This is a genomic window from Mesorhizobium sp. Primo-A (assembly GCF_003997175.1).
GTDB classification, from domain to species: Bacteria; Pseudomonadota; Alphaproteobacteria; order Rhizobiales; family Rhizobiaceae; genus Mesorhizobium; species Mesorhizobium ciceri.
Window position 1 is genome coordinate 121,380 of the sequence record NZ_RZTG01000010.1, and the last position, 23,998, is coordinate 145,377.

The 23,998-nt window shown below is 64.6% G+C and carries 21 protein-coding genes and 1 tRNA gene; 14 read left to right on the forward strand and 8 right to left on the reverse strand.

Translation table 11 applies throughout. The features are described from left to right. Positions 1-14: 14 nt before the first annotated feature. The 3 genes from EOC83_RS19525 to ptsP all read left to right on the forward strand — a co-directional run bounded on the left by EOC83_RS19525 (position 15) and on the right by ptsP (position 3,542). The gene (locus EOC83_RS19525) at positions 15-1,016 is read left to right on the forward strand and encodes a PTS glucitol/sorbitol transporter subunit IIB (protein WP_013529329.1); all 1,002 of its coding nucleotides are present in this window, start codon (positions 15-17) and stop codon (positions 1,014-1,016) included. 109 nt (positions 1,017-1,125) lie between these two features. Next, positions 1,126-1,506 carry a PTS glucitol/sorbitol transporter subunit IIA gene (locus tag EOC83_RS19530; protein WP_013529330.1) on the forward strand — a complete coding sequence of 127 codons (381 nt, stop codon included), beginning with the start codon at positions 1,126-1,128 and terminating at the stop codon, positions 1,504-1,506. A gap of 56 nt (positions 1,507-1,562) precedes the next feature. Continuing rightward, positions 1,563-3,542: a phosphoenolpyruvate--protein phosphotransferase gene (gene ptsP / locus EOC83_RS19535; protein ID WP_063169123.1), complete on the forward strand. Its 1,980-nt coding sequence runs from the start codon at positions 1,563-1,565 to the stop codon at positions 3,540-3,542. A gap of 14 nt (positions 3,543-3,556) precedes the next feature. On the opposite strand, the gene EOC83_RS19540 is transcribed toward ptsP, so the two are convergent. Then, positions 3,557-4,354 carry a hypothetical protein gene (locus tag EOC83_RS19540; RefSeq protein WP_063169122.1) on the reverse strand — a complete coding sequence of 266 codons (798 nt, stop codon included), beginning with the start codon at positions 4,352-4,354 and terminating at the stop codon, positions 3,557-3,559. A 156-nt stretch (positions 4,355-4,510) separates the two neighbouring features. On the opposite strand from EOC83_RS19540, the gene EOC83_RS19545 reads away from it, so the two are divergent. Further along, complete coding sequence (locus tag EOC83_RS19545; RefSeq protein ID WP_013529333.1) at positions 4,511-5,521, forward strand: sugar-binding transcriptional regulator; 1,011 nt, start codon at positions 4,511-4,513, stop codon at positions 5,519-5,521. Here EOC83_RS19545 and EOC83_RS19550 read toward each other — a convergent pair. The 3 genes from EOC83_RS19550 to EOC83_RS19560 are packed head-to-tail and all read right to left on the reverse strand — an operon-like array spanning position 5,508 to position 8,681. Further along, complete coding sequence (locus EOC83_RS19550; protein WP_063169121.1) at positions 5,508-6,359, reverse strand: TIGR01459 family HAD-type hydrolase; 852 nt, start codon at positions 6,357-6,359, stop codon at positions 5,508-5,510. The genes EOC83_RS19545 and EOC83_RS19550 overlap by 14 nt on opposite strands. Beyond that, the gene (locus EOC83_RS19555) at positions 6,356-7,630 is read right to left on the reverse strand and encodes an FGGY-family carbohydrate kinase (RefSeq protein ID WP_063170348.1); all 1,275 of its coding nucleotides are present in this window, start codon (positions 7,628-7,630) and stop codon (positions 6,356-6,358) included. The genes EOC83_RS19550 and EOC83_RS19555 overlap by 4 nt, the downstream gene beginning before the upstream one ends. Positions 7,631-7,637: 7 nt before the next feature. Next, positions 7,638-8,681, reverse strand: coding sequence for a class II aldolase/adducin family protein (locus EOC83_RS19560; RefSeq protein ID WP_063169120.1), 1,044 nt, complete (start codon positions 8,679-8,681; stop codon positions 7,638-7,640). A gap of 192 nt (positions 8,682-8,873) precedes the next feature. On the opposite strand from EOC83_RS19560, the gene EOC83_RS19565 reads away from it, so the two are divergent. The 8 genes from EOC83_RS19565 to EOC83_RS32845 all read left to right on the forward strand — a co-directional run bounded on the left by EOC83_RS19565 (position 8,874) and on the right by EOC83_RS32845 (position 17,322). After that, positions 8,874-9,650, forward strand: a complete 777-nt coding sequence (locus EOC83_RS19565; protein WP_013529337.1) for a DeoR/GlpR family DNA-binding transcription regulator — start codon at positions 8,874-8,876, stop codon at positions 9,648-9,650. Next, complete coding sequence (locus EOC83_RS19570; RefSeq protein WP_063169119.1) at positions 9,647-11,026, forward strand: FGGY-family carbohydrate kinase; 1,380 nt, start codon at positions 9,647-9,649, stop codon at positions 11,024-11,026. Before EOC83_RS19565 ends, EOC83_RS19570 begins: the two co-directional genes overlap by 4 nt. Further along, the gene (locus EOC83_RS19575) at positions 11,023-12,567 is read left to right on the forward strand and encodes a sugar ABC transporter ATP-binding protein (protein WP_024503725.1); all 1,545 of its coding nucleotides are present in this window, start codon (positions 11,023-11,025) and stop codon (positions 12,565-12,567) included. Before EOC83_RS19570 ends, EOC83_RS19575 begins: the two co-directional genes overlap by 4 nt. Continuing rightward, positions 12,564-13,562 carry a COG4158 family protein gene (locus EOC83_RS19580; RefSeq protein WP_027162931.1) on the forward strand — a complete coding sequence of 333 codons (999 nt, stop codon included), beginning with the start codon at positions 12,564-12,566 and terminating at the stop codon, positions 13,560-13,562. The genes EOC83_RS19575 and EOC83_RS19580 overlap by 4 nt, the downstream gene beginning before the upstream one ends. 76 nt (positions 13,563-13,638) lie before the next feature. Continuing rightward, the gene (locus EOC83_RS19585; protein WP_013529341.1) at positions 13,639-14,577 is read left to right on the forward strand and encodes an ABC transporter substrate-binding protein; all 939 of its coding nucleotides are present in this window, start codon (positions 13,639-13,641) and stop codon (positions 14,575-14,577) included. 63 nt (positions 14,578-14,640) lie between these two features. Further along, positions 14,641-15,534, forward strand: coding sequence for a sugar phosphate isomerase/epimerase (locus EOC83_RS19590; RefSeq protein ID WP_063169118.1), 894 nt, complete (start codon positions 14,641-14,643; stop codon positions 15,532-15,534). A gap of 332 nt (positions 15,535-15,866) precedes the next feature. Next, on the forward strand, positions 15,867-16,220 hold the full coding sequence (locus tag EOC83_RS19595) for a cupin domain-containing protein (protein ID WP_024503728.1): 354 nt from the start codon (positions 15,867-15,869) through the stop codon (positions 16,218-16,220). 937 nt (positions 16,221-17,157) lie between these two features. Beyond that, entirely contained in the window at positions 17,158-17,322 is a 165-nt protein-coding gene (locus tag EOC83_RS32845) for a hypothetical protein (protein WP_164745797.1), read from the forward strand. A 151-nt stretch (positions 17,323-17,473) separates the two neighbouring features. Here the strand turns inward: EOC83_RS32845 and EOC83_RS33265 are convergent, their stop codons facing one another. The 3 genes from EOC83_RS33265 to EOC83_RS19615 form a co-directional block, all read right to left on the reverse strand. Beyond that, positions 17,474-19,459, reverse strand: coding sequence for a hypothetical protein (locus tag EOC83_RS33265; RefSeq protein WP_244514235.1), 1,986 nt, complete (start codon positions 19,457-19,459; stop codon positions 17,474-17,476). A 477-nt stretch (positions 19,460-19,936) separates the two neighbouring features. Next, positions 19,937-20,013 (reverse strand) — tRNA-Arg (locus EOC83_RS19610). 83 nt (positions 20,014-20,096) lie between these two features. Then, positions 20,097-21,260, reverse strand: coding sequence for a M20 aminoacylase family protein (locus tag EOC83_RS19615; RefSeq protein ID WP_063169116.1), 1,164 nt, complete (start codon positions 21,258-21,260; stop codon positions 20,097-20,099). A gap of 213 nt (positions 21,261-21,473) precedes the next feature. On the opposite strand from EOC83_RS19615, the gene EOC83_RS19620 reads away from it, so the two are divergent. Both EOC83_RS19620 and EOC83_RS19625 read left to right on the forward strand, forming a co-directional pair. Continuing rightward, positions 21,474-22,637: a D-alanyl-D-alanine carboxypeptidase family protein gene (locus EOC83_RS19620; protein ID WP_013529350.1), complete on the forward strand. Its 1,164-nt coding sequence runs from the start codon at positions 21,474-21,476 to the stop codon at positions 22,635-22,637. Positions 22,638-22,640: 3 nt separating this feature from the next. Then, entirely contained in the window at positions 22,641-23,750 is a 1,110-nt protein-coding gene (locus EOC83_RS19625) for a GTP-binding protein (protein WP_027162928.1), read from the forward strand. A 10-nt stretch (positions 23,751-23,760) separates the two neighbouring features. On the opposite strand, the gene EOC83_RS19630 is transcribed toward EOC83_RS19625, so the two are convergent. Further along, positions 23,761-23,997, reverse strand: coding sequence for a sulfurtransferase TusA family protein (locus EOC83_RS19630; RefSeq protein ID WP_024503732.1), 237 nt, complete (start codon positions 23,995-23,997; stop codon positions 23,761-23,763). Position 23,998 lies beyond the last annotated feature (1 nt).

Genomic DNA, 23,998 nt, shown 5'->3' on the forward strand with positions numbered 1-23,998 from the left:
GCGGGGAGGACATCATGGCCAAGACATATAAAGCCGTAAAAATCTCCCAGGGCAAAACCGGCTGGGGTGGCCCGCTCATCATCGAGCCGACCGAACAGCGCAGCAAGGTGGTTTCCGTCACCGGTGGTGGCATTCACCCGGTGGCGCAGCTCATCGCCGACATGACCGGCGCCGAGGCCGTCGACGGCTTCAGGGCACCGCCGATCGAAAGCGAGATGGCGGTTGTCGTCGTCGATTGCGGCGGCACCGCACGATGCGGCGTCTATCCGCGCAAACGTATCCCGACCGTCAATCTGACGCCGGTCGGTCAATCCGGGCCGCTGGCCCAGTTCATCACCGAGGACATCTACGTTTCGGGCGTGAAGCCGGCCAACATCACAATGGCGGACGGATCCGAAACGATCACGACTGCAGGGGGAGCAGCAGCGATGAGTTCAAACAACAATGCGACCGCGGCACCACAGCCGCTGCCGAGCGAAGGTGGGCTGATCGGCCTCATCAGCACGATCGGCCGCGTCATGGGACGTATCGTCGGCATCTTCTTCAATGCCGGCCGCCGCACCATCGACCAGGTCATCCGCAACGTGCTGCCGTTCATGGCCTTCGTGACCATGCTCATCGGTCTGATCCTGTATACCGGCATCGGCGATGTGCTGGCGCAGCCGATGGGTCCGCTGGCCAACAACATCGTCGGCCTGCTGATCATCTCGGCGATCTGCGGCCTGCCGTTCCTGTCGCCCATCCTCGGGCCAGGCGCTGTCATCGCGCAGGTCATCGGCGTCGCCATCATCGGCCCGCAGATCGCCAACGGCACGATTTCGCCGGCAATGGCACTGCCGGCGCTGTTTGCCTACAATACCCAGGTGGGCTGCGACTTCGTCCCCGTCGGCCTGGCGCTCGGCGAGGCCAAGCCTAAGACGATCGAAATCGGCGTTCCGGCGGTGCTCATCAGCCGCCAGATCATGGGTCCGGTCTCGGTGCTGATCGCCTGGGTCGTCAGCCTGATCGTGTTCTAAGGCAATTCCGGGAAAAGCGCACAATGCTTTCCCTTGGAAACTGCGTCAAAACAAAGAGATAGAGCGGTTCACCGCTCTAGGGAAAGTTTGAGAAAATGAGGTTCGCCATATGACGGTTCTTTTGAGAACACGGGTCACTGCCATCGGCCCCGAAGTGGCGGACCTTGCCGAAGGGGGCGTGGTCATCCTGTTTGCGGATGGCTCGCCGCCGGAGCTTGCCGAGGTTTCGGTGCTCCACAAGGCGGAGCAGGGACCAAGTGACGGAGCGCCCGCCAAGGGCGCTTCGATCACCCTCGGCCCGGTTGCCGCTGTTATCACAGCGGTCGGCTCCAGCGCGTGGAGCAAGGTGCTGGAAATGGGTCATGTCGTCATTTCGTTCAACGGCGCTACCGAGGCCGAGAGACCGGGCGAGATCTGTGCGTCGCAAGTCGATCCGCAAGCGCTCGTGGCCGCCCTGAAGACCGGCGCGATCATCACCATCGCCGCCTGACAGCATTCGCGCCGCGGCCCATGTTGGGAGCGGCGCCCAAAACCAGAGTATTTGCCATGGAACGCTCGACCATCGTCAGAGTGCATGAAGGTTTGCACGCCCGTCCCGCGACGCGGTTCGTGAAGCTCGCCAAGGGCTTCGAATCCGACGTCGAACTGATCAAGGACGGCAAGGCGGTCAGCGCCAAGAGTTCGGTCAAGCTGATGCTGCTGGCGGTCAAGGAGAACCAGGAAGTCACGGTGCGGGCGAATGGCGCCGATGCCATCGAGGCGCTCGAGGCGCTGATCGGCTATCTCGAGAATCCGCGGGCCGGCCTCGATGATGAAGCGGAAGCGCAGAGCCCAGCCAACGATGCCGGGCAGGAAGCGGCACCCGCGCCGGGATCCGTGCCGGCGGCACCTGGCGGGGCAAACCGCTTGCGTGGCGTGGCCGCCAGCGAAGGTTTCGCCATCGGCCCGGCCTTTGCGCATTTCCCACCCGATATCGCCGGACAGGGCCGCATGTTGCGGGCCGAGGAGATAAAAGGCGAGATCGACAGGTTCCGCACGGCTGTCGGCGCGGTCCAGGCCCGCATGGATCATGCGTTGGCGCAGGACAGCCTGTCGGCTGGAGACCGCGGCATCGTCGCCGCGCTGCGCGATATCGCCGCCGACGACAGCCTGACTGGTGAGGCCGAGGGCCTGATCAAGGGCGGCAACGACGCGGTTTCCGCCGTCATCACCGCCGCCTCCACCATTGCCGCCGAATTCAGCGCCGTCGACGATCACTATCTCAACGCGCGGGCAGATGATGTCCACGCCGTTGGGCGGCAGATTTGCCTGGTGTTGCTGGGCCAAGACGATGTCAGCCTCGAAAACATCCCCGAAGGGGCTATCCTGATCGCCGACGACATCGGCGCCTGGGATCTGGCACGCGCGCCGCTGAAGCGTATCGGCGGCGTGGTGTGCGGCCATGGCGGCGCCACCTCGCACATCGCCATCATCGCGCGCTCGCACGGCATTCCGGCAGTGCTCGGCCTCGGCGACCAGGTCAATGCCTTGCGTACCGCGCGAGACGTCGCGCTCGACGGCAATGCCGGCCATGTGATCATCGACCCCGACGAGGCGACCCGTGCCGATTTCGCCGGCCGCGTCGAAGCGGCGGCAAAGGAGCGCGCCGGGCTGACCGTCTTCAAGACGGTGACGCCGAAGCTCGCCGACGGCAGGATCATCGAGGTGGCGGCCAATATCGGCTCACTCGAGGAAATCGAAGCGGCGCAAGAGGCTGGTGCCATGGGCATCGGCCTGTTCCGCACCGAGCTTTTGTTCATGCGCCATATGCATCTGCCCTCGGAAGACATGCAGGCCGAGACCTATGCGGCGCTGGCCAAGGCTTTTGCGCCTTATCCGGTCATTGTGCGCACGCTCGACATCGGCGGTGACAAGCCGATTGCCGGCATCGAATTTCCCGACGAGGAGAATCCCTTCCTCGGCTGGCGCGGCATCCGCATGTGTCTCGACCGGCCCGACATCTTCAAGCGCCAACTGCGGGCGCTGCTGCGCGCAGCCGTGCACGGCAACATCAAGGTGATGCTGCCGATGGTGTCCGACCTCTCGGAGGTCAGGCAGACGCGCGTGCTGGTCGACGAATGCACGGCCGAGCTGAAAGCCGAAGGCGTGCCGCACGCATCATTCGATCTCGGCGTCATGATCGAAACCCCGGCCGCCGTGCTCATCGCCCCGGCGCTGGCCAAGGAGGTCGCTTTCTTCTCGATCGGCACCAACGATCTGACCCAGTACATCATGGCCGCCGACCGGCTCAATCCGACCGTCGCCAAGCTCAACGATGTCACCAATCCGGCCGTCATATCGGCGATCGAAATGACGGCAAAAGCCGGCGTCGCCGCCGGTATCATGGTCGGCATGTGCGGTGAGGCGGCCGGCCGTCCGGATCTGATTGCGACCTTCGTGAAGATGGGGCTGACCGAACTCTCGATGAGCCCGGCTTCGATCCAGCGCGCCAAGAAAGCGATCATGGCCATGGCCGCTGAAGGCTAGCCCAGGCCGGCTGACTACGGCAGATGGGCAAGCAAGGTGGCGAAGACCGGTGTCAGCTCAGCGATCGGGTTTGCCTTGGCGCAAGCCTGAACGATGCGATCGTGGCGAATATCCGCCGCCAGGATCGCGATCTCCAGCATGTCCGGCTCCGGCGCGCCGTCGCTGCCGGTGGTCGCCAGGCCGCAGGCCAAAGCGAGCGGCGCCAGGCAGCTTATGTCGAGCGCCCGGCCGCCCGCCGGCGTTCCCGGCACGGTCTCGGCAAAGCGAACGGGACGCTGATTGAGGCACTCGACCAGCAGCGCCGAGCAGGTGGCCGCGATTGCCTGCAGTCCGGCACCCGGCGCGGCCAATGCGGCCAGGAGATCGCCATGCCGCTTGCGCATCGTGGCATGGACGGCCGCGAAATCGGCTTCGTGGATGCGGGCATTGTCGATGTTCAGGCCGGCAAGCACCGCTTTGGTCAGATAATACATATCGCGCCGGAACAGGCGCTCGGCGTCCAGTTGGCGATCCTCGTTGCCGACCGGGAAATAGGTGCCGAGGCCCTTCACCGTGGTGCCGTCCACCTTGATCGGGCGCTCATGCGGGACGAAAGCTTCGGCGATCGACAGTGCTTCGTCGACGGCACTCGCGGCATGGCTGAGCAGGCCTTCGATGCCCTTGCCTGGAAACGGCGGCAGATGGCTGGTTGCTTCGCGCAGGATGCTGGCATCGCCGCTGCCGTCATGGCGGCTCTGGCGGATGATTTCGCGGACTTCCCGCAGCCGGTCCTTCAGATTGACGCGGACATCTTCGGAGATTTGTCGGAGCATCGCGGATCGCCTTGAAATTTGCTGCGGATAGCCGACCGGGGCAGCCGCCACTCTCTACATTGTTCCTATCGATAGGTAGATCAATAGGCGATACTAGACCAGCATGCAGAATCGGCGGCGGCGCCCTCGTCCGTCGCCGCAGGGGGAGAGACAGACTTGGGCAGACGACGACAGGGCGAAAGCGAAGACGGTCGAGGCGAGGCAACCGAGCAGGTCGCCAGCGAAAGCCGGACGGATCGCCTCAGGATTCGCGCCGCCTGGATGTATTTCGTCGAACAGATGACGCAGAACGAGATCGCCGACGTGCTCGGCGTCGGTCGCGTCACCATCGTGCGCATGCTGGCGGATGCCCGGGCGCGCAACGAAGTGAAGATCACCATCGAGAGCGAATTGTCGGAAATCGTGCGGCTTGAGCGCGCATTGGAGAAGACGTTCGGGCTGCAGCAGGCGCTGGTGGCGCCGCTTTCGGCAGCCGATGCCGATCCCATACCAGCGATCAGTGCCAAAACCGGCAGCTTCCTGTCGGACACGATGAAGTCCGGCATGCGGGTCGGTGTCGGCTGGGGGCAGACGCTGTTCTCGAGCCTGCCTTTCATCAGCGCCAAGTCGCTCACCGACTTCAAGGTGATTTCGCTGCTTGGCGGTGTCGGCGTCGTGCGCCGGGTCAACCCAGCCGAGTTCGCCTGGCGCTTCGCTCAGATATTCCAGGGCGACGGCTATCTGATGCCGACACCAGCCGTGGTCGACAGCGTCGAGACCAAGATCGCCCTGATCGAGCGCTGCGGCCTGCAGGAGATTTTCGAAATGGCCGACGTGCTCGATGCCGTTCTGCTGAGCGTCGGCGGGATCGCCTCGGCCACCACCTTCTCTCGTGGTGGCTTCCTCAAGGAGGCGGATCGGGAGGCCCTGCTTGCGCGTGGCGCCGTGGGTGACCTCCTGTTCCATTTCTTCGACCGCAACGGCGATCTGGTCGACCACCCCGTCAACAGCCACGTGATGTCGGTGGATGTCGACCGTCTGCGCAAGGCACCGATCCGCATCCTCACCTCCGGTGGCGAGGAGAAAACCGAAGCGCTGCTCGGCGCCATGACCCTCATCGCCCCAACCATCCTGATCACCGACGAGGAGAGCGCGCGGCGCATGCTGGAAGCGGTCAGCGGAAGCTGAAGCTGTCCATGATGTAGTCCGGCCAGGCCTGCTGTTCGTCGAAAACAGCGGCGAGATCCGGTGTGTCCGCCAGTATTCCGCTCAGCACCAGCGCGGTGGCGATGCCGGTGCTGTTTCCCCCCGATATGTCGTGTTCGACGCTGTCGCCGACGCAGACCACGGTGCCACGGTCCGGCTCGCCGGCCAGCGCCAGCGCGGCGTCGAAAATCGCCGTGTCGGGCTTGCCGATGCGGGTAACGCTGCCGCCCAGGCTTTCGTAGAGATCGGCCAGCCGGCCGGCGCCGAAGCGAGGGCCAACGGCCGTCAGCATGATGATGTCGGGATTGGTGCAGAAACACGGCACCCGCCGCTCCGCCGCCGGCGCGAACAGCCTGCGATAATGGTCAAGGTCAAAGCGGTCACCCTCGCTGGCCGCGATCAGCACCAGCTCGGCCTCATCGCCGGACCCGGTCAGCGCAAATGGCAGGCCTTCGATCGCGGAGCGGTCATTGTCGCGGCTGATCAGCAGGCATTTTGTCCCCGGGCGCAGCTTTCCCGACGCCGCCATCTCCCCAAAGGATCGCCACGCCACCTCGCCGGAAGAAACGAAATGATCCCAGCTTCCCGGTTCGAAGCCGAGTTTCATGAGCCGGCTTTCATTGGGTTGAGCCCGCCTGCCGGAGTTCGAAACCAGCACCACGGTCTTGCCGGCGCGTTTCAGCGCCGATAGCGCTGCCGCCGCGCCTGGATAGGGCCGCGTGCCGTCGTGCAGCACGCCGAACTGGTCGAGCAGGAACACATTATAGCGCTCCGCCAGCGGCCCGAGGCCGTCGAGACGTTCGATCGTTTTCGCGCTCATAGGAGTCCTGCCCGGCTTGCACCCATCAGCGCCAGCCGCGCCGTGCCGGCGGCGGCCTCGTCGGAAAGCGCGGGCAGGAAATCGACGCCGAGCCTGCGACGCCGGATTGCCGTCCAGGCCGGGTTCGCTGCCCCGCCTCCGACGCTCCTGACCGATATCAGCGTGGGCGCGCCGAGCTCGGCAAGCCTGTCATAGCCGAGCGCTTCGATCGCGGCGATGCCTTCGAACATCGCTTTCAGATAATCGGCGTCGTCCGCCGGCCGCGGCGCAAGGCGAGGCGGCAGCGCCGGATCGGCGATCGGAAACCGTTCGCCCGTGGCGGGAAGCGGATAGTAATCGAGGCCGGTGCCCGTCTCCGGGTCGATTGTCGCGCTGAGTTCGATGATACGGGCGAGCGGAAAGTGCTGGGCCAGCACCTTGCCGCCTGAGTTCGAGGCACCGCCCGCCAGCCAGGCGTTGCCGAGCCGGTGGCTGTAGATGCCGAAGCGCGGCGCCGAAATCGGCCGGTCGGACAGGATCTTGATGGTCAGCGAGGATCCCAGCGCAGTGACCCCGTCGCCGATCGCGGCGGCACCGGTCGCCAGGAACGAGGCGCAGCCATCCGTGGTGCCGGCGACGACGGCCACATCGCGCGGCAAGCCGAACAGTTCCCCGGCTTCCGCGGTGAGGGCGCCCGTGACCTCGCCCGGCACGATCACGCGCGGCAGCAACTCCATGCGCATTCCGGTCGCCGCGATCCATTCCGGCCAGCGGCGGGCCTCGACATCATAACCTGTCTTCAGGGCATTGTTCTCGTCGCTGACGTCGAAGCGGCCGGAGAAGTTTCCGGCAATCCAGTCGGCCTGATGCAGCACTGCCGCAATGCCCGGTAGATGCTGGAAGCGCAGGGCCTTGGCGAGGCCGGATGTCGCTCCGTGCGCTGCACTTGCAGCCGGCGCGGTGCGGGCGATCGCGGCCAGGATGTCGTCGTCATCGACCTTGTCGTTGTACATCAGCGGTTCGGCCAGCGGCAGCCCGGCGGCGTCGACCGGCAGCAGCGTGCCGGAGGTGCCGTCGACGGCGATGGCGCGGACCGCCGTGCGGTCGATGCCGGAAAGCAGCTCCGTCAGCGCCGCCTTGACCGCTTGCCACCACGCCGTGGGGGCTCGGCCATCGCCGCCAAACCTGTCGAGTGGAACGGCCGAATGCCCGGCTATGGAAAAATCAGGGCGCATGGCGACGGCGCGCGCACCTGATGTGCCAATGTCGATGCCGATGACAAGTGGCATCATGTCCATGCTAGCCGCCAGCCGCGTTGAGCTTCTGGCGATACTGCTCGGCGTCCCAGTTGACCAGCTCGTCATTCTCGGAAGCGGTGAGATAGTTCAGCCGCGCGGCGATATCGATGCGCGCCGTCACGTCGGCGAGGCAGCGTTGCATGGCATCGGCGCCGGCACTGGCGTCGCCGCGCATCAGCACGCCTGCGCCGGGAAACAGGATCGCCGCAGGCGACGTGCCCAGTCGTGCAACGACATCTGCCACGGCCTCGCCTGGCTTCGCCACGACGGAGCCCTGGCCGAGGAAGATGACGTGGTCCGGATAGAGGCTGCCGGCCTGCGCCATGCGGCGGCTCTCAGCGTCGAGCGCAACCGCATGCGCTTCGACATCGGCCGGCAATCTGTAGCCGCTGTCGCCGGCAAGCGCGGCCAAGGCGTCGAGGTCGGGTGCGGCGGTCGCGCGCGCCGGCCGGGCCAGCAATGACCTGATACGGCGCAGCAGAAGCTCCGCCCCGGCGACGGTTTCGGCAGCGACGACCAGCCCGTGATTGCCAAGGATCAGCACGTCGACACCAGGCCGCAGTTTTTCGGCAATGCCGCGTGCAAGCGGCAGGCCGGGCCGGAAATAGGGCACATAGGCCCATTCGATGCCATCGAGCCGCTTGGCGACCTCGGCCTCGCCATCGGCCTGCACGGCAAGCGAGATGGTGTCGACGCAATGGACATGCAGAACGACGCGCTGCGGCATCAAAGCGTGCACCGTGGTCTCGATCGATGGCCGCAGGCCGCGCGGGTTGAGCGCTGCAATGGTGAAACCCTGCGGCTGGTCGGCGGCGCGATCGCGCTGTTCGACGGCTTTCAGCAGCGGCGCCATCGCCACCGGCACCATGATGTCATCGACGAGCGCGTCTTTCAGCCAGGTGCCGGAGGCCTTGATCCACAGCGTGTCGCCGGCTTTCAGCGAGGTGTTGCCGCCTGCCGCCTGGGTGAGATGCGGGCTCCGCCCTATGCTGGCCGAAAGCGCCCGCAAGGCCGCCAGTTCCTGCGCGTCAGCTTCGGTCGCCATGGCGCTTTTCCTCCAACGGCTCGGCCGTGTCCTGCGCGAAATCCCGTTGCCGGGATCGAATTGGCGCTGATATCGCAGAAACGAGTGATCTACGTCAATAGTGATCTACTGTCATCAAACACGCTTGCAATCCGACTAATGTTGAGTAAGTTACGCCAATTGCCATGGAAAATGGCATCCGGGAGGAAAGAATTGAGCGACTCCGGCCGTCAGCGTCAGATCGTCGAACTGTTGCGGGATCGTCCGTTCGCTTCGGTGCGCGAGTTGCAGGAGCGGCTTGGCGTTTCAGCCGCGACGGTCAGGCGCGATATCGACAGGATCGACGAGGCCGGCGAAGCGCGGAAGGTCTATGGCGGCATCTCGGCGCTCGACGGCGCTTCCCAGGCCGGTGTTGCCTACGCCAGGCCCTACGACGAGAACCGCGACCTTGCGGTCGAGGCCAAGCGGCAGATCGCCGCTCTCGCGGCGACCATGGTGCGCGACGGCGACGCCGTCATCGTGCATGGCGGCTCGACCTGCTTCCATCTGGGCGTCAAGCTCGCCGAGCGCAACATCCGCCTCTACACCAACTCGATGCCGCTGGCGGCCTATCTCAGCGACCACGGCCATTGCAGCCTGACGGTTGCGGGCGGTGATCTGCATCGCGAACCCGGCATCATCCATTCGCTCAGCCAGGCCGTGCCCTTCTATGCCTCCAAGTTCTTTCTCGGCGCGCAAGGCCTTGGCCAGGAAGGCGTGATGGAATCGCACCCGCTGCTGGTACGCTCGATCGTCGATCTCAGCCTTTGCGCCGACCAGATCGTGGTGCTGGCCGACAGCCGCAAACTGTCGATCCACGCGCGCAATGTCGCGCTGCCGCTTTCCCGCATCGGCACGCTGGTCACCGACGACGGTCTCTCCGACGCCGATGCGCGCATGCTGGAGGACGCCGGCGTCATGGTGCGGATAGCCTCGGGAGCCATCCAGTGAAGGTGGCTGTCCTCGATTTCGGCAAGACCAATTCGAAGCTGTTCGTCTTCGGCCAGGACGGGCGGATCATCGACGAGCGCCGGACACAGCCGAAATGGATGCGCCAAGGCGGCTTCAGCGTGCTCGACGAGGCGGCGCTCCACCATTGGGCGCTCAGCGCCGTTGCCGATACGGTCGACGGTCATGGAGTGGAAGGGGTCATGGTGTCGGGCCATGGCTGCACCTTTGCCTTGGTCGACGAAGCGGCGCTGACGCATCCGATCCTCGACTACGAGCAAGAGCCGCCGGCCGAGATTGCCGCGCGGATCGATCGCCGCATTCCGGACTTTTCGGAGACCTTTTCGCCGCGGCTGCCGCTCGGCTTCAACTACGGCCGCCACATGCTGTGGCTGCAGGAGGTCGATCCCGACGCGTTCGCTACGTCGAAATCGATCCTCGGCTATCCGCAATACTGGAGCTGGCGCCTTGGCGGGCGGGCGGTCTCGGAAGTGTCCTATCTCGGCTGCCATTCGCATCTGTGGGCGCCGCGGAGCCAGGACTTTTCCTCGCTGGTCGACGCGCAGGGCTGGCGTGACCGGATGCCTGGCTTCGAGCGCGCCGGCACCGTTATCGGCGAGCACCGCCTCGGCGCTGCGGCGCGACCGATCGCCATCCACAACGGCGTCCATGATTCGAATGCGGCGCTCTATGCCTATCGCCGGCAGGAGCTTGGCCCGGTCACCGTCGTTTCGACCGGCACCTGGGTCGTCGTGCTCAATCCGGATTGCCCGCTCGACACGCTCGACCGGGATCGCGACATGCTGGTCAATGTCGATGTCGGCGGCGGCCCGGTGCCGACCATTCGCTTCATGGGCGGACGCGAATTCGCAACCATCAGCGGCGGCTGGCAAGGCGAGATCGCCGGTCCGGTGGTGCAGCGGGTGATCGATGCCGGCATCATGGCGCTGCCGAGCTTCGCGCCAGGCGGGCCGATGCCCAGTCAGTCCGGCCGGCTGGTGGGGCGCATGCCCGATGCCGGGGAACGCGCGGCCACCGCGCTGCTCTACGTCGCGCTGATGGTCGATCTGTCGCTCGACCTCATCCATTCGAACAACACGGTGATCGTCGATGGCGGGCTGAACACAGGCGGTGTGTTGGCCGGACTGCTGGCGCAGTTGCGTCCCGGCCAGGCTTTCCTGCAGGGCGCCACGCTGGAGGGCAGCGCCACGGGTGCAGCGGCGCTCGCCTTCGAGAGCGTCGGGCGCGAATTCGCCGCCGAAGTTCCAGAGCCGGTGCACGCGTCGCGTTTCACCGGGTTGGCAGGCTATCGCAGCAACTGGCGTGACGCCACGATGGACCAGAGCGTCGCCGGTGCGGCAGTGGGAGGCGCGCGATGAGTGCGATTGCCCAGGCTGAGACGGCGCGCCAGCCGGTGCTGGAGATGCGCCACATCTCCAAGACGTTCGGCGCGATCCGTGCCTTGCACGATGTCTCGCTCAGCGTCCATGCCGGGGAGCTGCACGCCCTGATGGGCGAGAACGGCGCCGGCAAGTCGACATTGATGAAAGTGCTTTCAGGCGCCTATCGGCCGGATGCCGGCGGCGAGATCCTGATCGACGGCATGCCGGCTGCGACCGGCGATCCGATCAAGGCGCGCGCCAGCGGCGTCGCGGTGATCTATCAGGAGCTGTCGCTGGCGCCCAATCTGACGGTGGCGCAGAACATCTTCCTCGGCAACGAGCCGCGACGCTTCGGCATCGTCGATCGCGACCAGTGCACCCGGCGCGCCAGCGAGATCATCAAGCGGCTCGGCGTTTCCTTTTCGGCCCGCGACATGGTCTCCAGCCTGTCGCTCGGCGAGCGCCAGCTGGTCGAGATCGCCCGCGCGCTATCGACCAATGCGCGCATCATCGTCATGGACGAGCCGACCACGTCGCTGACCTCGCGCGAGACCGACCGGCTGTTCGAGGTCATCGCGACGCTGAAATCGCAAGGCATCGCCATCATCTACATCAGCCACCGCATGGAAGAGGTCTACCAGCTTGCCGACCGCGTCAGCGTGCTGCGCGACAGCGGTTATGTCGGCACGCTCGAGCGTGCCGACCTCAGTGCCTCGCGCCTCGTCTCGATGATGGTCGGCCGCGATTTGTCGGCTTTCTACAAGAAGGATCATCGGCCGCCGGATGAAAAGCGCGCGGTGGCGCTCTCGGTGCGCGCCATGTCCGACGGCCGTCTCCTGAAAAACTGTTCGTTCGACCTGCACAAGGGCGAGGTGCTGGCGCTGGCGGGTCTGGTCGGTTCCGGCCGCACAGAGCTTGCGCGGCTGATCTTCGGCGCCGACAGGCACATTTCAGGCACGCTGGAACTCGACGGCAAACCTGTAACCATCGGCTCGCCGCGCGAGGCGCTCGATGCCGGCATCGCCTATCTGACCGAGGACCGCAAGGAACTCGGCCTGTTCCTCGACATGTCGATCTCCGACAATATCAGCATGGGCGTGCTGGCGCGGGATTCGCGCGCCGGCGGCTTGCGCGACTTCGCGGCCGCCGAAAGGCGTGCTTCCAAGGCCGTTGCCGATCTCTCCATCCGCACCAGTTCGGTGCAGGCCAATGCCGGCTCGCTGTCGGGCGGCAACCAGCAGAAGGTGCTGCTCGCCCGCCTGCTCGAGACCGAGCCGAAGGTCGTCATCCTCGACGAGCCGACCCGCGGCGTCGATGTCGGAGCGAAATCGGAAATCTACCGGCTGATCGACAATCTCGCCAAGCAGGGCATCGCCATCCTGATGATCTCCAGCGAACTGCCCGAGGTGATCGGCGTCGCCGATCGCGTGCTGGTGATGCGCGACGGAAAGATATCGGGCGAGGTGACGGCATCGCAAGGCGAACCGCTAAGCCAGGAGGAAATCATGGAACTTGCAACGGGAGCGGCTCAGCAATGACCGACAAGGCGACCGAGATCAGCGCAGGCGGCCAGGCCACCGGCACGAGCCGACGGTTGCGCACGGCTTTCGCTGCCCTTGGCATGCTGCCGGTGCTGATCCTGCTGGCGGCCGGCTTCCAGTTCCTGAACCCGCGCTTCCTGACCGAGACCAACCTGTTGATCGTCACCCAGCAGTCGTCGATCAACATCGTGCTGGCGGCCGGCATGACCTTCGTCATCCTCACCGGCGGCATCGACCTGTCCGTCGGCGCCATCCTCGCCGCATCGGCGATGGTGGCGGTGATCGTATCGCTGGTGCCGGACTGGGGTTTGCTCGGCGTGCCGGCGGCCATTCTGGTCGGCCTCGGCTTCGGCCTCATCAACGGGCTGCTCATCGCCTACATCAAGCTGCCGCCCTTCATCGTCACGCTGGGTTCGCTGACCGCGGTGCGCGGTGTCGCCCGCCTGCTCGGCCAGGACACCACGGTGTTCAATTCGGACCTGCCGTTCGATTTCATCGGCAACGGTTCGCTGTTCGGCATCCCGTGGCTGGTCATCATCGCACTGTCGGTGGTGGTGCTGTCCTGGCTGGTGCTCAAGCGCACCGTGCTCGGCACCTGGATCTACGCCGTCGGCGGCAATGCCGAAGCGGCGCGGCTGACCGGTATCAAGGTGCCGCTGGTGCTGCTCTTCGTCTATGGCGTTTCCGGCCTGCTGGCCGGCCTCGGCGGCGCCATGTCGGCGGCCCGGCTCTACGCCGCCAACGGCTTGCAGCTGGGCCAGTCCTACGAACTCGACGCCATTGCCGCGGTCATTCTCGGCGGCACCAGCTTCGTCGGCGGCGTCGGCTCGATCTGGGGAACGCTGATCGGCGGCCTGATCATCGCGGTGCTCTCCAACGGGCTCATCTTGGCCGGTGTCTCGGACATCTGGCAGTACATCATCAAGGGATTGGTCATCATCGTGGCGGTCGCCCTCGACCGCTACAGGCTCCAGGCAGGAGCAAGAACGTGATTGACCTTAGTCGCCGGCGTCAACGACCGGTTTGTGTAACGCACCGTGAGAGGCGCGGGGCAATCGGAGGAAAGCAATGAAGACCATCGCCAAACTGCTCTGCGGCGTCGCACTCGCGTCGCTCGCCATCGCGCCTGCTTCGGCCAAGGACCTCAACAAGGTCGGTATCTCGGTCGGCCTGCTCGGCAATCCCTTCTTCGTCGCCACCATCAAGGGCATCGAGGACGCGGCCAAGAAGATCAACCCGAAGGTCGAGGTGACCTCGGTATCGGCCGATTATGACCTGAACAAGCAGGTCTCGCAGGTCGATTCGTTCATCGCCGCCGGTGTCGACGTGATCATGCTCAATGCCGTCGACGCCAAGGCGATCGCGCCGGCGGTGAAGAAGGCACAGGCCGCAGGTATCGTCGTTGCCGCCTTCGACGTTTCGGCGCCGGGCGCCGACGTCACCGTGATGACCAACAACGTCAAGGCCGGCGAAGAGGCCTGCCAGTACCTGGTCGACCACACCGGCGGCAAGGGCGACTACGTCATCCTCAACGGACCGGCATCGTCGTCGATCCTGGAGCGGGTGAAGGGCTGCAAGAACGTGCTTTCGCAGCATCCCGACATCAAGATCCTCTCCGACGACCAGAATGCCGAAGGCTCGCGCGACGGCGGCCTGAAGGTGTTCCAGTCGCTGCTCACCCGCTTCGACAAGATCGATGCGGTGTTTGCCATCAATGACCCGACGGCGATCGGCGCCCAGCTCGCTGCCAAGCAGCTCAACCGTTCGGAGTTCATCTTCACCGCCGTCGACGGCGCGCCCGATATCGAGAAGGAACTCTCTTCCGGCACCTCGATGATCAAGGCCTCGGCCTCGCAGGATCCCTATGTGATGGCCGGCCAGTCACTGACGATGGCGGCCGAGCTGCTGGCCGGCAAGAAGCCGGCGGAGCCGACCGTTCTGCTCGACCCGAAGCTGATCACGGCCGAGAACCTGAAGGACTACAAGGGCTGGACCGCAGCCCGCTAAATTCTTCCAAGACCGGTGCGGCCGGGATGACCCGGCCGCACCTTGTCAGCACCGGAGACGATGATGTCGCGTATTGGAATCCATTCTTTCGTCTGGTCGGCGAGCTCGGCTCAGGCCGATCTGGAGCGCACGCTGGCCAACACCAGGGAGGCCGGCTTCGATCTCATCGAATTCTCCTATCTCGACCCCGCCGATGTCGACATCGGCGGGCTCGCCAGGCGCATCGCCGATCTTGGCCTCGGCGTGGCGATCAGCATCGGATTGCCTGTTGACGGCGATATTTCGAGCGCCGACAGGGCGATTGCCGCGCGCGGCGTCGAAATCCTCAACGATACCATCGCGCTGACGCGTGACCTCGGCGGCCGGAAGGTCGCCGGCATTCTCTCGACCAGCCACGGATTGCAGGTCGAGGCGCCGACGCGCGATCAATGGCAGCGCAGTGCCGGCACGCTGGCCAAGGTTGCCGAAACAGCCAAGGCGGCCGGCGTCACGCTCAACCTCGAGATCGTCAACCGCTTCGAAAGCAATCTGCTCAACACCGCCGCGCAAGGACTGGCCTTCATCGAGGACACTGGCTCGGACAACATCTTCCTGCATCTCGACACGTTCCACATGAACATCGAGGAGGCCGATGTCGGGCTGGCCATCCATCAAGCCGCGGACAAGATCGGCTATGTCCATATCGGCGAAAGCCATCGCGGCTTCCTCGGCACCGGCAATATCGATTTCGCCGCGATCTTCGATGCGCTGACGGCGATCGGCTACAGCGACGATCTCAGCTTCGAATCCTTCTCTTCGGAAATCGTCGATGAGCACCTGTCGAAGAAGACCGCCATCTGGCGCAATCTGTGGACGGACAACATGGCGCTGGCCAAGCACGCGCGCGCCTTCATCGGGCTCGGGCTGGAGACGGCAAGGCGCAAGGCGGAACTCGTTTCGGCGCGCCACAAACCCTGACCCGCCCGTCGAGAGGGCGCGGCGTGCGCCGCATGGCAGGGCTCTGACTTCAAATCAACAAACGGCCTTATGGCAGCCAGTGCTGGCAGCTTTTGCGCCGCCAGCTTTTTCGCGATAGGAATTTTTTCTTGACTCGGTGACCTCAGCTATGGTACATTTTTGCCTATGGTGCTGATTTGCGCCAGTGACCCGCCGCACAGGCGGGTTTTTGTTTGATGCACCGTCAGCCAAGGTGCCGGCCGTATGGCGGCGGCATTGCTCGCGGCAGGTGCATCGGTTATCTGACCGGCCAGGCAAACAGCGCCACGCAATCCCCAAACGGAGTTCAGCACATGACACGCGAGACAATCCTCAAATTCGGCACCGTCGAACACGCGGACGCAGGCGATCTGGCTGGCTGGATCGTCGTCGAGGGCAGGCCGACCATGCAAACCGCCGTCCAGCACACGACCGAGGACGGCAAGGTGTTGTCGGGCACCTGGCGGGCGACACCCGGCACCTATCACGCCACCTATACCGACTATGAGTTCGTGCACATGATCGCCGGCCGCATCATCATCACGCCGGACGGCGGCACGCCGGTCGAGGTCGGCCCCGGCGATGCCTTCGTCGTGGAAGCGGATTTCAAGGGAACCTGGAAGATCATCGAGCCGGTGACGAAGCATTTTGTCGTGCGGGTCGGCTGAAGCGGGGTGATCCGTCTGGCCGCGCCATCGCGGCGAGTGCTCAAGCGAAGCTTTTTCGTGCCTCCGGGGGCCTTTTGGAGGCCATCCCACCGACATCGCCTGGGTGTCGCCGATGGCTCGGAGGAGGTGCGCTGACCTGGGCGCGGTAAGCGTATTCGCTGATCTCTGCATTCGCCGGGGCCTCGGCCAGGCCACTCCTCGGACTCCGGTCATTGGGTCATGAAGGCGTCTGCGGCGTCATCCAGACGGTCGGCCTCGACATGAATGATACGGCACTCGCCAGCCAAGCGCCCTCTCATCGGTGCTTGCCGGCCAGGTATCCTTGATAGACCGGATTGATCCCCTAGTTCTTTCGGGGGCGCGGCAATCGCGAGGTTGCCTCGGGGGCAGCGGCGGTTCGCGCCGTTCTGACTGCACGCCGCGGAAAGACGGTTGGACCGACGCATCCATGGAGGTCGTCGTGCGTCAATCGCGTGGATTCACCTGTGCGTATTTCGTCTTAGCTTGCTCGATCGCGGTAGTTTGCGCAGGAGCTGCAACCGGTGGTCAGCAAGGCGGAGGGCATGGCAACGGCGGCCATGGTTCTGGTGACCATGGGGGCGGTGGAGGTCATGACGCCGGCGGCAACCAGGGCGGCTCGCACAAAGGGACTGGCGACGACCCCGGCGGCTCCAGTTCGTCGGCGGACGACGGCGAGACCAGCACAAGCGGCACTACGACAGCCCCGGGGACTGTAGGTTCGGCCACCGCCACTGCTGTTGCGTCCGCAAGGGGCGGACAGTCGCTCGACCTCCCGGCCGCTCTCCAGCCTCCCAGCGACAGCAAAACTCAATCAACAGTCAGCCGAACCGAGGCGCTGCCGGGCGTCCCGGATAAAGTCGTTCGGGCCTGCCATGATGCCATCGAGTCGGCCGCCGCTCCGTTGGGGGCGACCAGCGTGCGCGTCACCAGCGCGGGCTTCGTACATCAGTTGAGTCGGGCGACGATCTCGGCCCCCATCGAGGTCAGCATCGACTATGCGCGGCAAGGCAGCGTGGAAACGCGGCAGGCGGCGATCCAATGCGAATTGGACGCGACAGGCAGCGTGATCGGCCTGACATAGCGCATCGCGCAGAACACTCTCGCTGATGAAGCAGGGTGAATTCGAGAGGCCATTCATCTTTGGCCGAAATGGCAGCAGGCCTCGGGTGCATTACGAAGGGGTGCGGGGCATCAAAAATGGCCTTCCACGGAAGCGACCGCGCAGTCGGAAATCACTGCGGTGTCACGTGTCTTGGCAAGAGCGAATAAGGAAGTGTGATCGAACGCACCCGGGTCATCCGCGAAGGGCTGCGAACCTTGCCAATCTTCTTGCTGACGGCCTTCACCTGGCTGGCTGCCGCGCGGCCAGAACGCGGCTTCAGGGGCGGTTCGATCTGCGCGCTGCGGCGCTCAGTCCTGAGCCTGTCGTTGTCCCCGCGCGCCGCAGCCAAGTCGCGGGCAAGAGAAACAGTGGCCTTGCGTTGCTCGTCCAGAGCCTCCTGAAGCTTAGCGACACGCACCAAAAGAGCTTGGGCGGCGGCTTCGCGCTCGATGCGTGCTCTGTCGAGATCCTTACGATTCATGACGGCTGTAGTACGTTCCCGTGCCAGGGCCTGTGCCGTCTCGGTTGCGGCCTGCTCGGCACGCTCTTTCGCTGAGACTGCCTTGGCTCGCTCCAGTTCAGCCGCCTGGCGCTCGATGCGAGCTTCTTTCAGCTCCTCAACGGCCGCTGCTGCTGCAGCGCGTTCTCGTGCGAGCGTTCGCTCCGTGTCAGCTGCGGTCCGCTCCACTTGTTGTCTCGCTGTGACCGCGTCGGTCTGTTCCTGCTCAGCCGCAGCCGTACGCTTCATGAGTGCGGCATTGGCCAGTTTCGCTTCGGCGAGATCGCCACGAAGCAGCTCCGTCTTCCGGCGCTCGTCGTCGAGTATGCCGCTCGCCTGCACCAGTGAAGCCTTGGCCGTGGCGCGATCCTTGGCGGCCTCGGTCTCAAGCTGTTCAATTTGGACGCGCGCTTGCGATAAATCGCGCGCCTGCCTTTGGGCTTGCTCCTGCTCGAGATGAGCAGCGGGCATCTCCTTAAGGACATAGCTGGCGCCCTCGCTCAGCATCGTGCCGGCCTCTCCCGCAATGCGCCGCAACGCGTCAAGGGTGCGGGCTGCCGCGAGTTCATTGCGCAACCGCTCCTCGCGCGCGTCATCGGCAGCTGCCATGCTTGCCCTCAGCGTGTGGATCTGCTTGCTCGCCTCGAGGAGCGCTCCCTGCAGAGCGGCGCTCCTGGCACGCTCGCCTTCCGCCGCCCGGTGCTCCTGGTCGGCCAATTGTCTCGCAGCGGCAGCCTGAGCACGATCCGTCCCGGTTTGCGCCTGGTTAGCCGTGAGATCCGGGCCAAGCAATTCGGCACTCGCCTGAAATCCCAGCGGGCGCGAAAGGTCTCGATGGGCCTGGTCTTGGGTTTGCGAGATGGCGGAAGCGCTTTCGACCCAGATTTGTCTCGTCATCGCATAGCCAATCGGCGCGGCCAGACAAATGGCGGCGAGACCCAAGCGCGATACAAGAACGATCGGCCTGCGAACGACAGGGTTTGAGGCAGGCGCCATGGCCGGGTCGGGATCTCTCAACTGAGCTGTGAAATTCAAACCGCGATCCGCAGCATAGGCCAACGGAGCAATTTTTGGCGGTGAAGCCTTATGGCGCAATTGGTTCCATGCCGACCCGCAAATCCGCTTCCCACGTTCCGCGATCGCGCTGATGGATGCTGCAAGCCGGCCAGACTGCACTCTGTTCGGTGCAGGAGCACCGGTCTCGACCACTGACGAGCACCCGCTGGGTTCGGATGTCGCGGCGAAATGTTCGATTCGCACTCCGAACCGAGAGTAGTTGGTATTTTGAGCCCGAACATCCAGGCCGACCGCATGCAAGGGGTTGGCAGCCTTGGAAGAAGCAGGCCCGACGACAAGTCCGTCCGGGCTTTCCCATTCCCAAGAAGCCTCGTCGGCGAAACCGGATCTGCCTTCGTCAAACGCTGCAAGGCGGCGCCGTCGCACTGCGGCAAGGATACGCCGGAGCACAAGATAGACGCCCACCGATGCAAGCGTCACCACTGCGCTCAGAATGGCCAGATTTACGTCGTTTGCATACATTTCGGCAAGATAATTTGGCATTGCCGTGCCCGTGCGTTCTGGGTGTATTGCCAAGTTCATAAAGCGATGTCTGGTCATTCGCCTTGGTATTCGCCAAGGCCTTACCGCTCTCGGAGCGTCGCTTTCTTCGGGATCCTTCTGGTCCTTGCGAATTGTTGCGGATGGCGGGGCGCCGGTCGCGTTCCGATAGATCGCCGCAGTTGATATTCCGTAGCGGGCAATGGCCGACCAAGGACGCATGCAGGGCTCTGAAACGCCGGTTTGCGCCTCTGCATAGCAACCTCGCGAGAGTTCGCCGGTGCGGACAATTCGCCATTTCCGGGCTTAGGACTGTCCATCATGAACTTTAAGCTAGGTCACAGCGCACCACGGTCAACCATCAGCTCCTAGTGATCCTGCAGGCAGCCTTCGGCCAGACAAAGGGCCATTGTAGTGCCCGCTCTTCGTAGTGAAGCTGATCGTTCCTTGTTCGGTGATGCATTCCCGCCGAGATTAGAATTCGTCGTACTGTTTCGCGAAAAGTACGACGTCAATTTGCTAAGCTGATGCAAAGCATGGTGATCCCGACAGGAATCGAACCTGTGACCTACAGATTAGGAATCTGCCGCTCTATCCTACTGAGCTACGGGACCACGCGGCCAGACACATAGCCGCTTCGGATCGTTTCGCCAAGAGGCCGGCCGAAGGCAATTCGGCCGGCTTTGCGCTGCCGCTGTCAGGCGGCCAGCGCGGTTTCAGCCAGTTTCACCCAGTAGCTCATGCCGTGCGGGATGACCTCGTCGTTGAAATCGTAGGCCGGGTGGTGCAGACCGGCGGTGTCGCCATTGCCGATGAAGATGAAGGCGCCGGGGCGGGCTTCGAGCATGTAGGAGAAATCCTCGCCGCCCATCACCGGCTGGATGCCGCGGTGGACATGGGCGTCGCCAGCGACACTCATCGCGACGTCACCGGCAAACACCGTCTCTTCCGCGTGGTTGAAGGTCACGGGATAATTCGCCTGGTAGTCAACCTCGATCCTGGCCCCGAACGCGGTCGCCAGCCCGTCGCAAATGCTGCGGATGCGCTCTTCGGACTTCTTGGCGATTTCTTTTCGCAAGGTGCGCACGGTGCCGGCGATTTCGGCGGTTTCGGGGATGATGTTGTAGGCATCGCCGGCGTGGAACTTGGTCACCGACACCACCACGGCCTCGACCGGATCGGTGCTGCGCGAGGCGATCGTCTGCAAGGCGCCGACCAGTTGGCTGGTGATGACGATCGGGTCGATCGTACCGTGCGGCATCGCCGCGTGGCCGCCCTTGCCGCGCACGGTGATGGTGAATTCGGCGGTCGCCGCCATGATCGGGCCCGGGCGAATGGCGAACTGTCCGACAGGCAGGCCCGGCATGTTGTGCATGCCGAATACCCTGGAGATGTCGAAACGCTCCATCATGCCGTCCTTGACCATCTCGTTGCCGCCGCCGCCGCCCTCTTCGGCCGGCTGGAAGATCACCGCCACCGAACCGGTGAAGTTGCGCGTCTCGGCGAGGTATTTGGCCGCACCCAGCAGCATCGCCGTGTGGCCGTCATGGCCGCAGGCATGCATCTTGCCGGGGATGGTCGAGGCGTAGGGCTTTCCTGATATCTCGTTGAGCGGCAGCGCGTCCATGTCGGCGCGCAGGCCGATGGTGGGACCTTCGCCCTGGCGGCCGCGGATGATGCCGACCACGCCGGTCTTGCCGAGCCCGGTGACCACATCGTCACAGCCGAAAGCCTTCAGCTTCTCGGTGACGAAGGCGGCGGTCTTGAAGACGTCGAAGTTCAGTTCTGGCGTCTGGTGCAGATGCTGGCGCCAGCCGGCAACTTCGTCCTGCATTTCGGCGGCACGGTTCAGGATTGGCATGATGGTTCCATCTCGCTGTTGGGACGGCGGGTGTTGGCCGCTGCCTTGCAATTGTGATCGCCAGGCACTTTGCCATCTTGGCGTCACATAGAGTAAATAGCACCGCAACAATGGGGTCCGGGTTTTGAGGGTCGGACCATATGCTGGCGATCGCGTAATGAAATCTTACGGAGCCAGGGGCGACTACGGCAAGAGGCGATTTCGGATTTGATCATGCGGTACAGGCATTTCCTCAAACTATTCTCGGCTGGCACAATCGCGCTGTCGGTTGTGGCCGGGCCGGCGCTGGCCAATCCGGTGGTCGTGTTCGACCTCGGCAGCGGCAAGATCCTGCAGCATCAGGATGCGTTCAAGCGCTGGTATCCGGCATCGCTGAGCAAGCTGATGACCGCTTACGTCACCTTTCGGGCGATCGCGGCCGGCGAGGTACAGCTCGATTCGCCGATCAAGGTGACCAAACACTCCGCCGCCGAGCCGCCAAGCAAGATGGGCTTCAAGCCGGGTTCGGTGATGCGGCTCGACAATGCGCTGAAGATGATGCTGGTCAAATCGGCCAACGACATTGCCATGGCTGTCGGCGAAAATGTCGGCGGTTCGCAGGCGGCCTTTGCCGACCGGATGAACGCCGAGGCGACCCGGCTCGGCATGAACGGCACGCATTTCGTCAATCCGAACGGGCTCTATTCGCCGGATCAGTACACGACGGCGCGCGACCTCGCCGTGCTGGTGATGGCGATCCGCCGCGAATTTCCGCAATATGTGCCGTGGTTCTCGATCGAGGGCCTTGCCGTCGGCAAGAAGGCGATCCCCAACTACAATCTCTTGATCGGCCGCTATCCCGGCGCCGATGGCATGAAGACCGGTTTTGTCTGCCCTTCCGGCTTCAACATGATCGGTTCGGCGACGCGCAACGGGCGCACGCTGGTCGCGGTTGTGCTTGGCGAGAAGTCGGCGGTCACCCGCGCCGAGACGGCGGCAAAACTGCTCGATCAGGGGTTCGACACGCCTGTCGCCGGCTCGGCCACCGTCACCACGCTGGCGCCCTATGGCGACACGGTCTCACCCAACGACATGCAGGACGAGGTCTGCAAGAAGAAGACGCCGCAGGAGCAATCCGAGGCGCCGCCGGCCGCCGCCAAGAACGTGCCGAAATCACCCTATCAGGAAAAGCTCGACCATGTGCCGACGCTGGTTGCCGTCGGCCTTGGCGGCGCCACCGGTCCGGCGCCGAAGGCCATCCTCGACCAGGGCGCGCAGGAATTTGCCGATGTGCCGATCCCGAGCTGGCGGCCCGACAGGCCGGCACCGGCCGGCACCGGCCCGAAGATTGCCGGCTCCGCCGCGCAGGGCGACCAGCCGGTCAAGGTTGCGAACTAGCCAATGGGCAGCGGCTTCCCGATCCCAGTCTCGGTGCTGACCGGCTTCCTCGGCGCCGGCAAGACGACGCTGCTCAACCGGCTGCTCAAGGATCCGGCGCTGGCCGACACCGCGGTGATCATCAACGAGTTCGGCGAGGTGGCGATCGACCATTTGCTGGTCGAGCAGTCTTCCGACGGCATCATCCAGCTGTCGGACGGCTGCCTGTGCTGCACGGTGCGCGGCGAACTGGTCGATACGCTGGCCGACCTGGTCGACCGGCTGCAGACCGGCCGCATTGCCCGGCTCGCCCGCGTCATCGTCGAAACCACCGGCCTTGCCGACCCGGCGCCGGTGCTGCAGTCGATCATGGCGCATCCGGCGCTGATCCAGGCCTTCCGGCTCGACGGCGTCATCACTTTGGTCGATGCCGTCAACGGCAACGCCACGCTCGATGCCCATGTCGAGGCGGTAAAGCAGGTTGCCGTCGCCGACCGCATCGTGCTCAGCAAAGCCGATCTGGCCACCGACCCCAATGAGCTGGAAATGCTGCGGGCGCGCCTGCGGCAGATCAATCCGGGCGCCGAACTGCTCGATGCCGGCGACACGGAGACAGGCGTGGCGGCGTTGTTTGATTGCGGCCTCTACAACCCGGCAACCAAATCCGCCGATGTGCGGCGCTGGCTTGGCGAGGAAGCGGCGCACGATCATCACCATCATGCTGGTCATGATCACGAGCATGGCCATGACCACGGCCATCGTCACGATCAGCGCGTGCGCTCCTATTCGCTGGTGCATGACGGCCCGGTGCCGTTTTCGGCGATCGAGATGTTCCTCGACCTGCTGCGTTCGACCCATGGCGAGCGCCTGCTGCGCATGAAGGGCGTCATCGAGCTCAGGGAAGACCCGTCGCGGCCGCTGGTGATCCATGGCGTGCAGAAGATCCTGCATCCGCCGGTGCAATTGCCGTCCTGGCCGGATGGCCAGCGTGGCACGCGGCTGGTGCTGATCACGCTCGACATGCCGGAAGATTATATCCGCAGGCTGTTCGCCGCCTTCACCGACCGGCCGTCGGTTGACACGCCCGACCGCGCGGCGCTGGAAAACAATCCGCTGGCGATCGCCGGGCGGTAGCTCCCAACGATTACGGCGCGCCGCGCTCGACCAGGAAGCGATGGCCGCCGGAGACCGCGGCCGTTTCAATCAACTGGTGGCCGCTCTCGGAGCAGAATGCCGGAATGTCGATGACGGCGAGCGGGTCGGTGGTCTCCAACCAGAGCCGACTGCCCGGTTGCATCCCCGCGAGGCGCTTCTTGGCCTTGAGCACGGGCAAGGGGCAGTTCAGCCCCTTGAGGTCATAAATAGCGGCGCGATCAGCCACG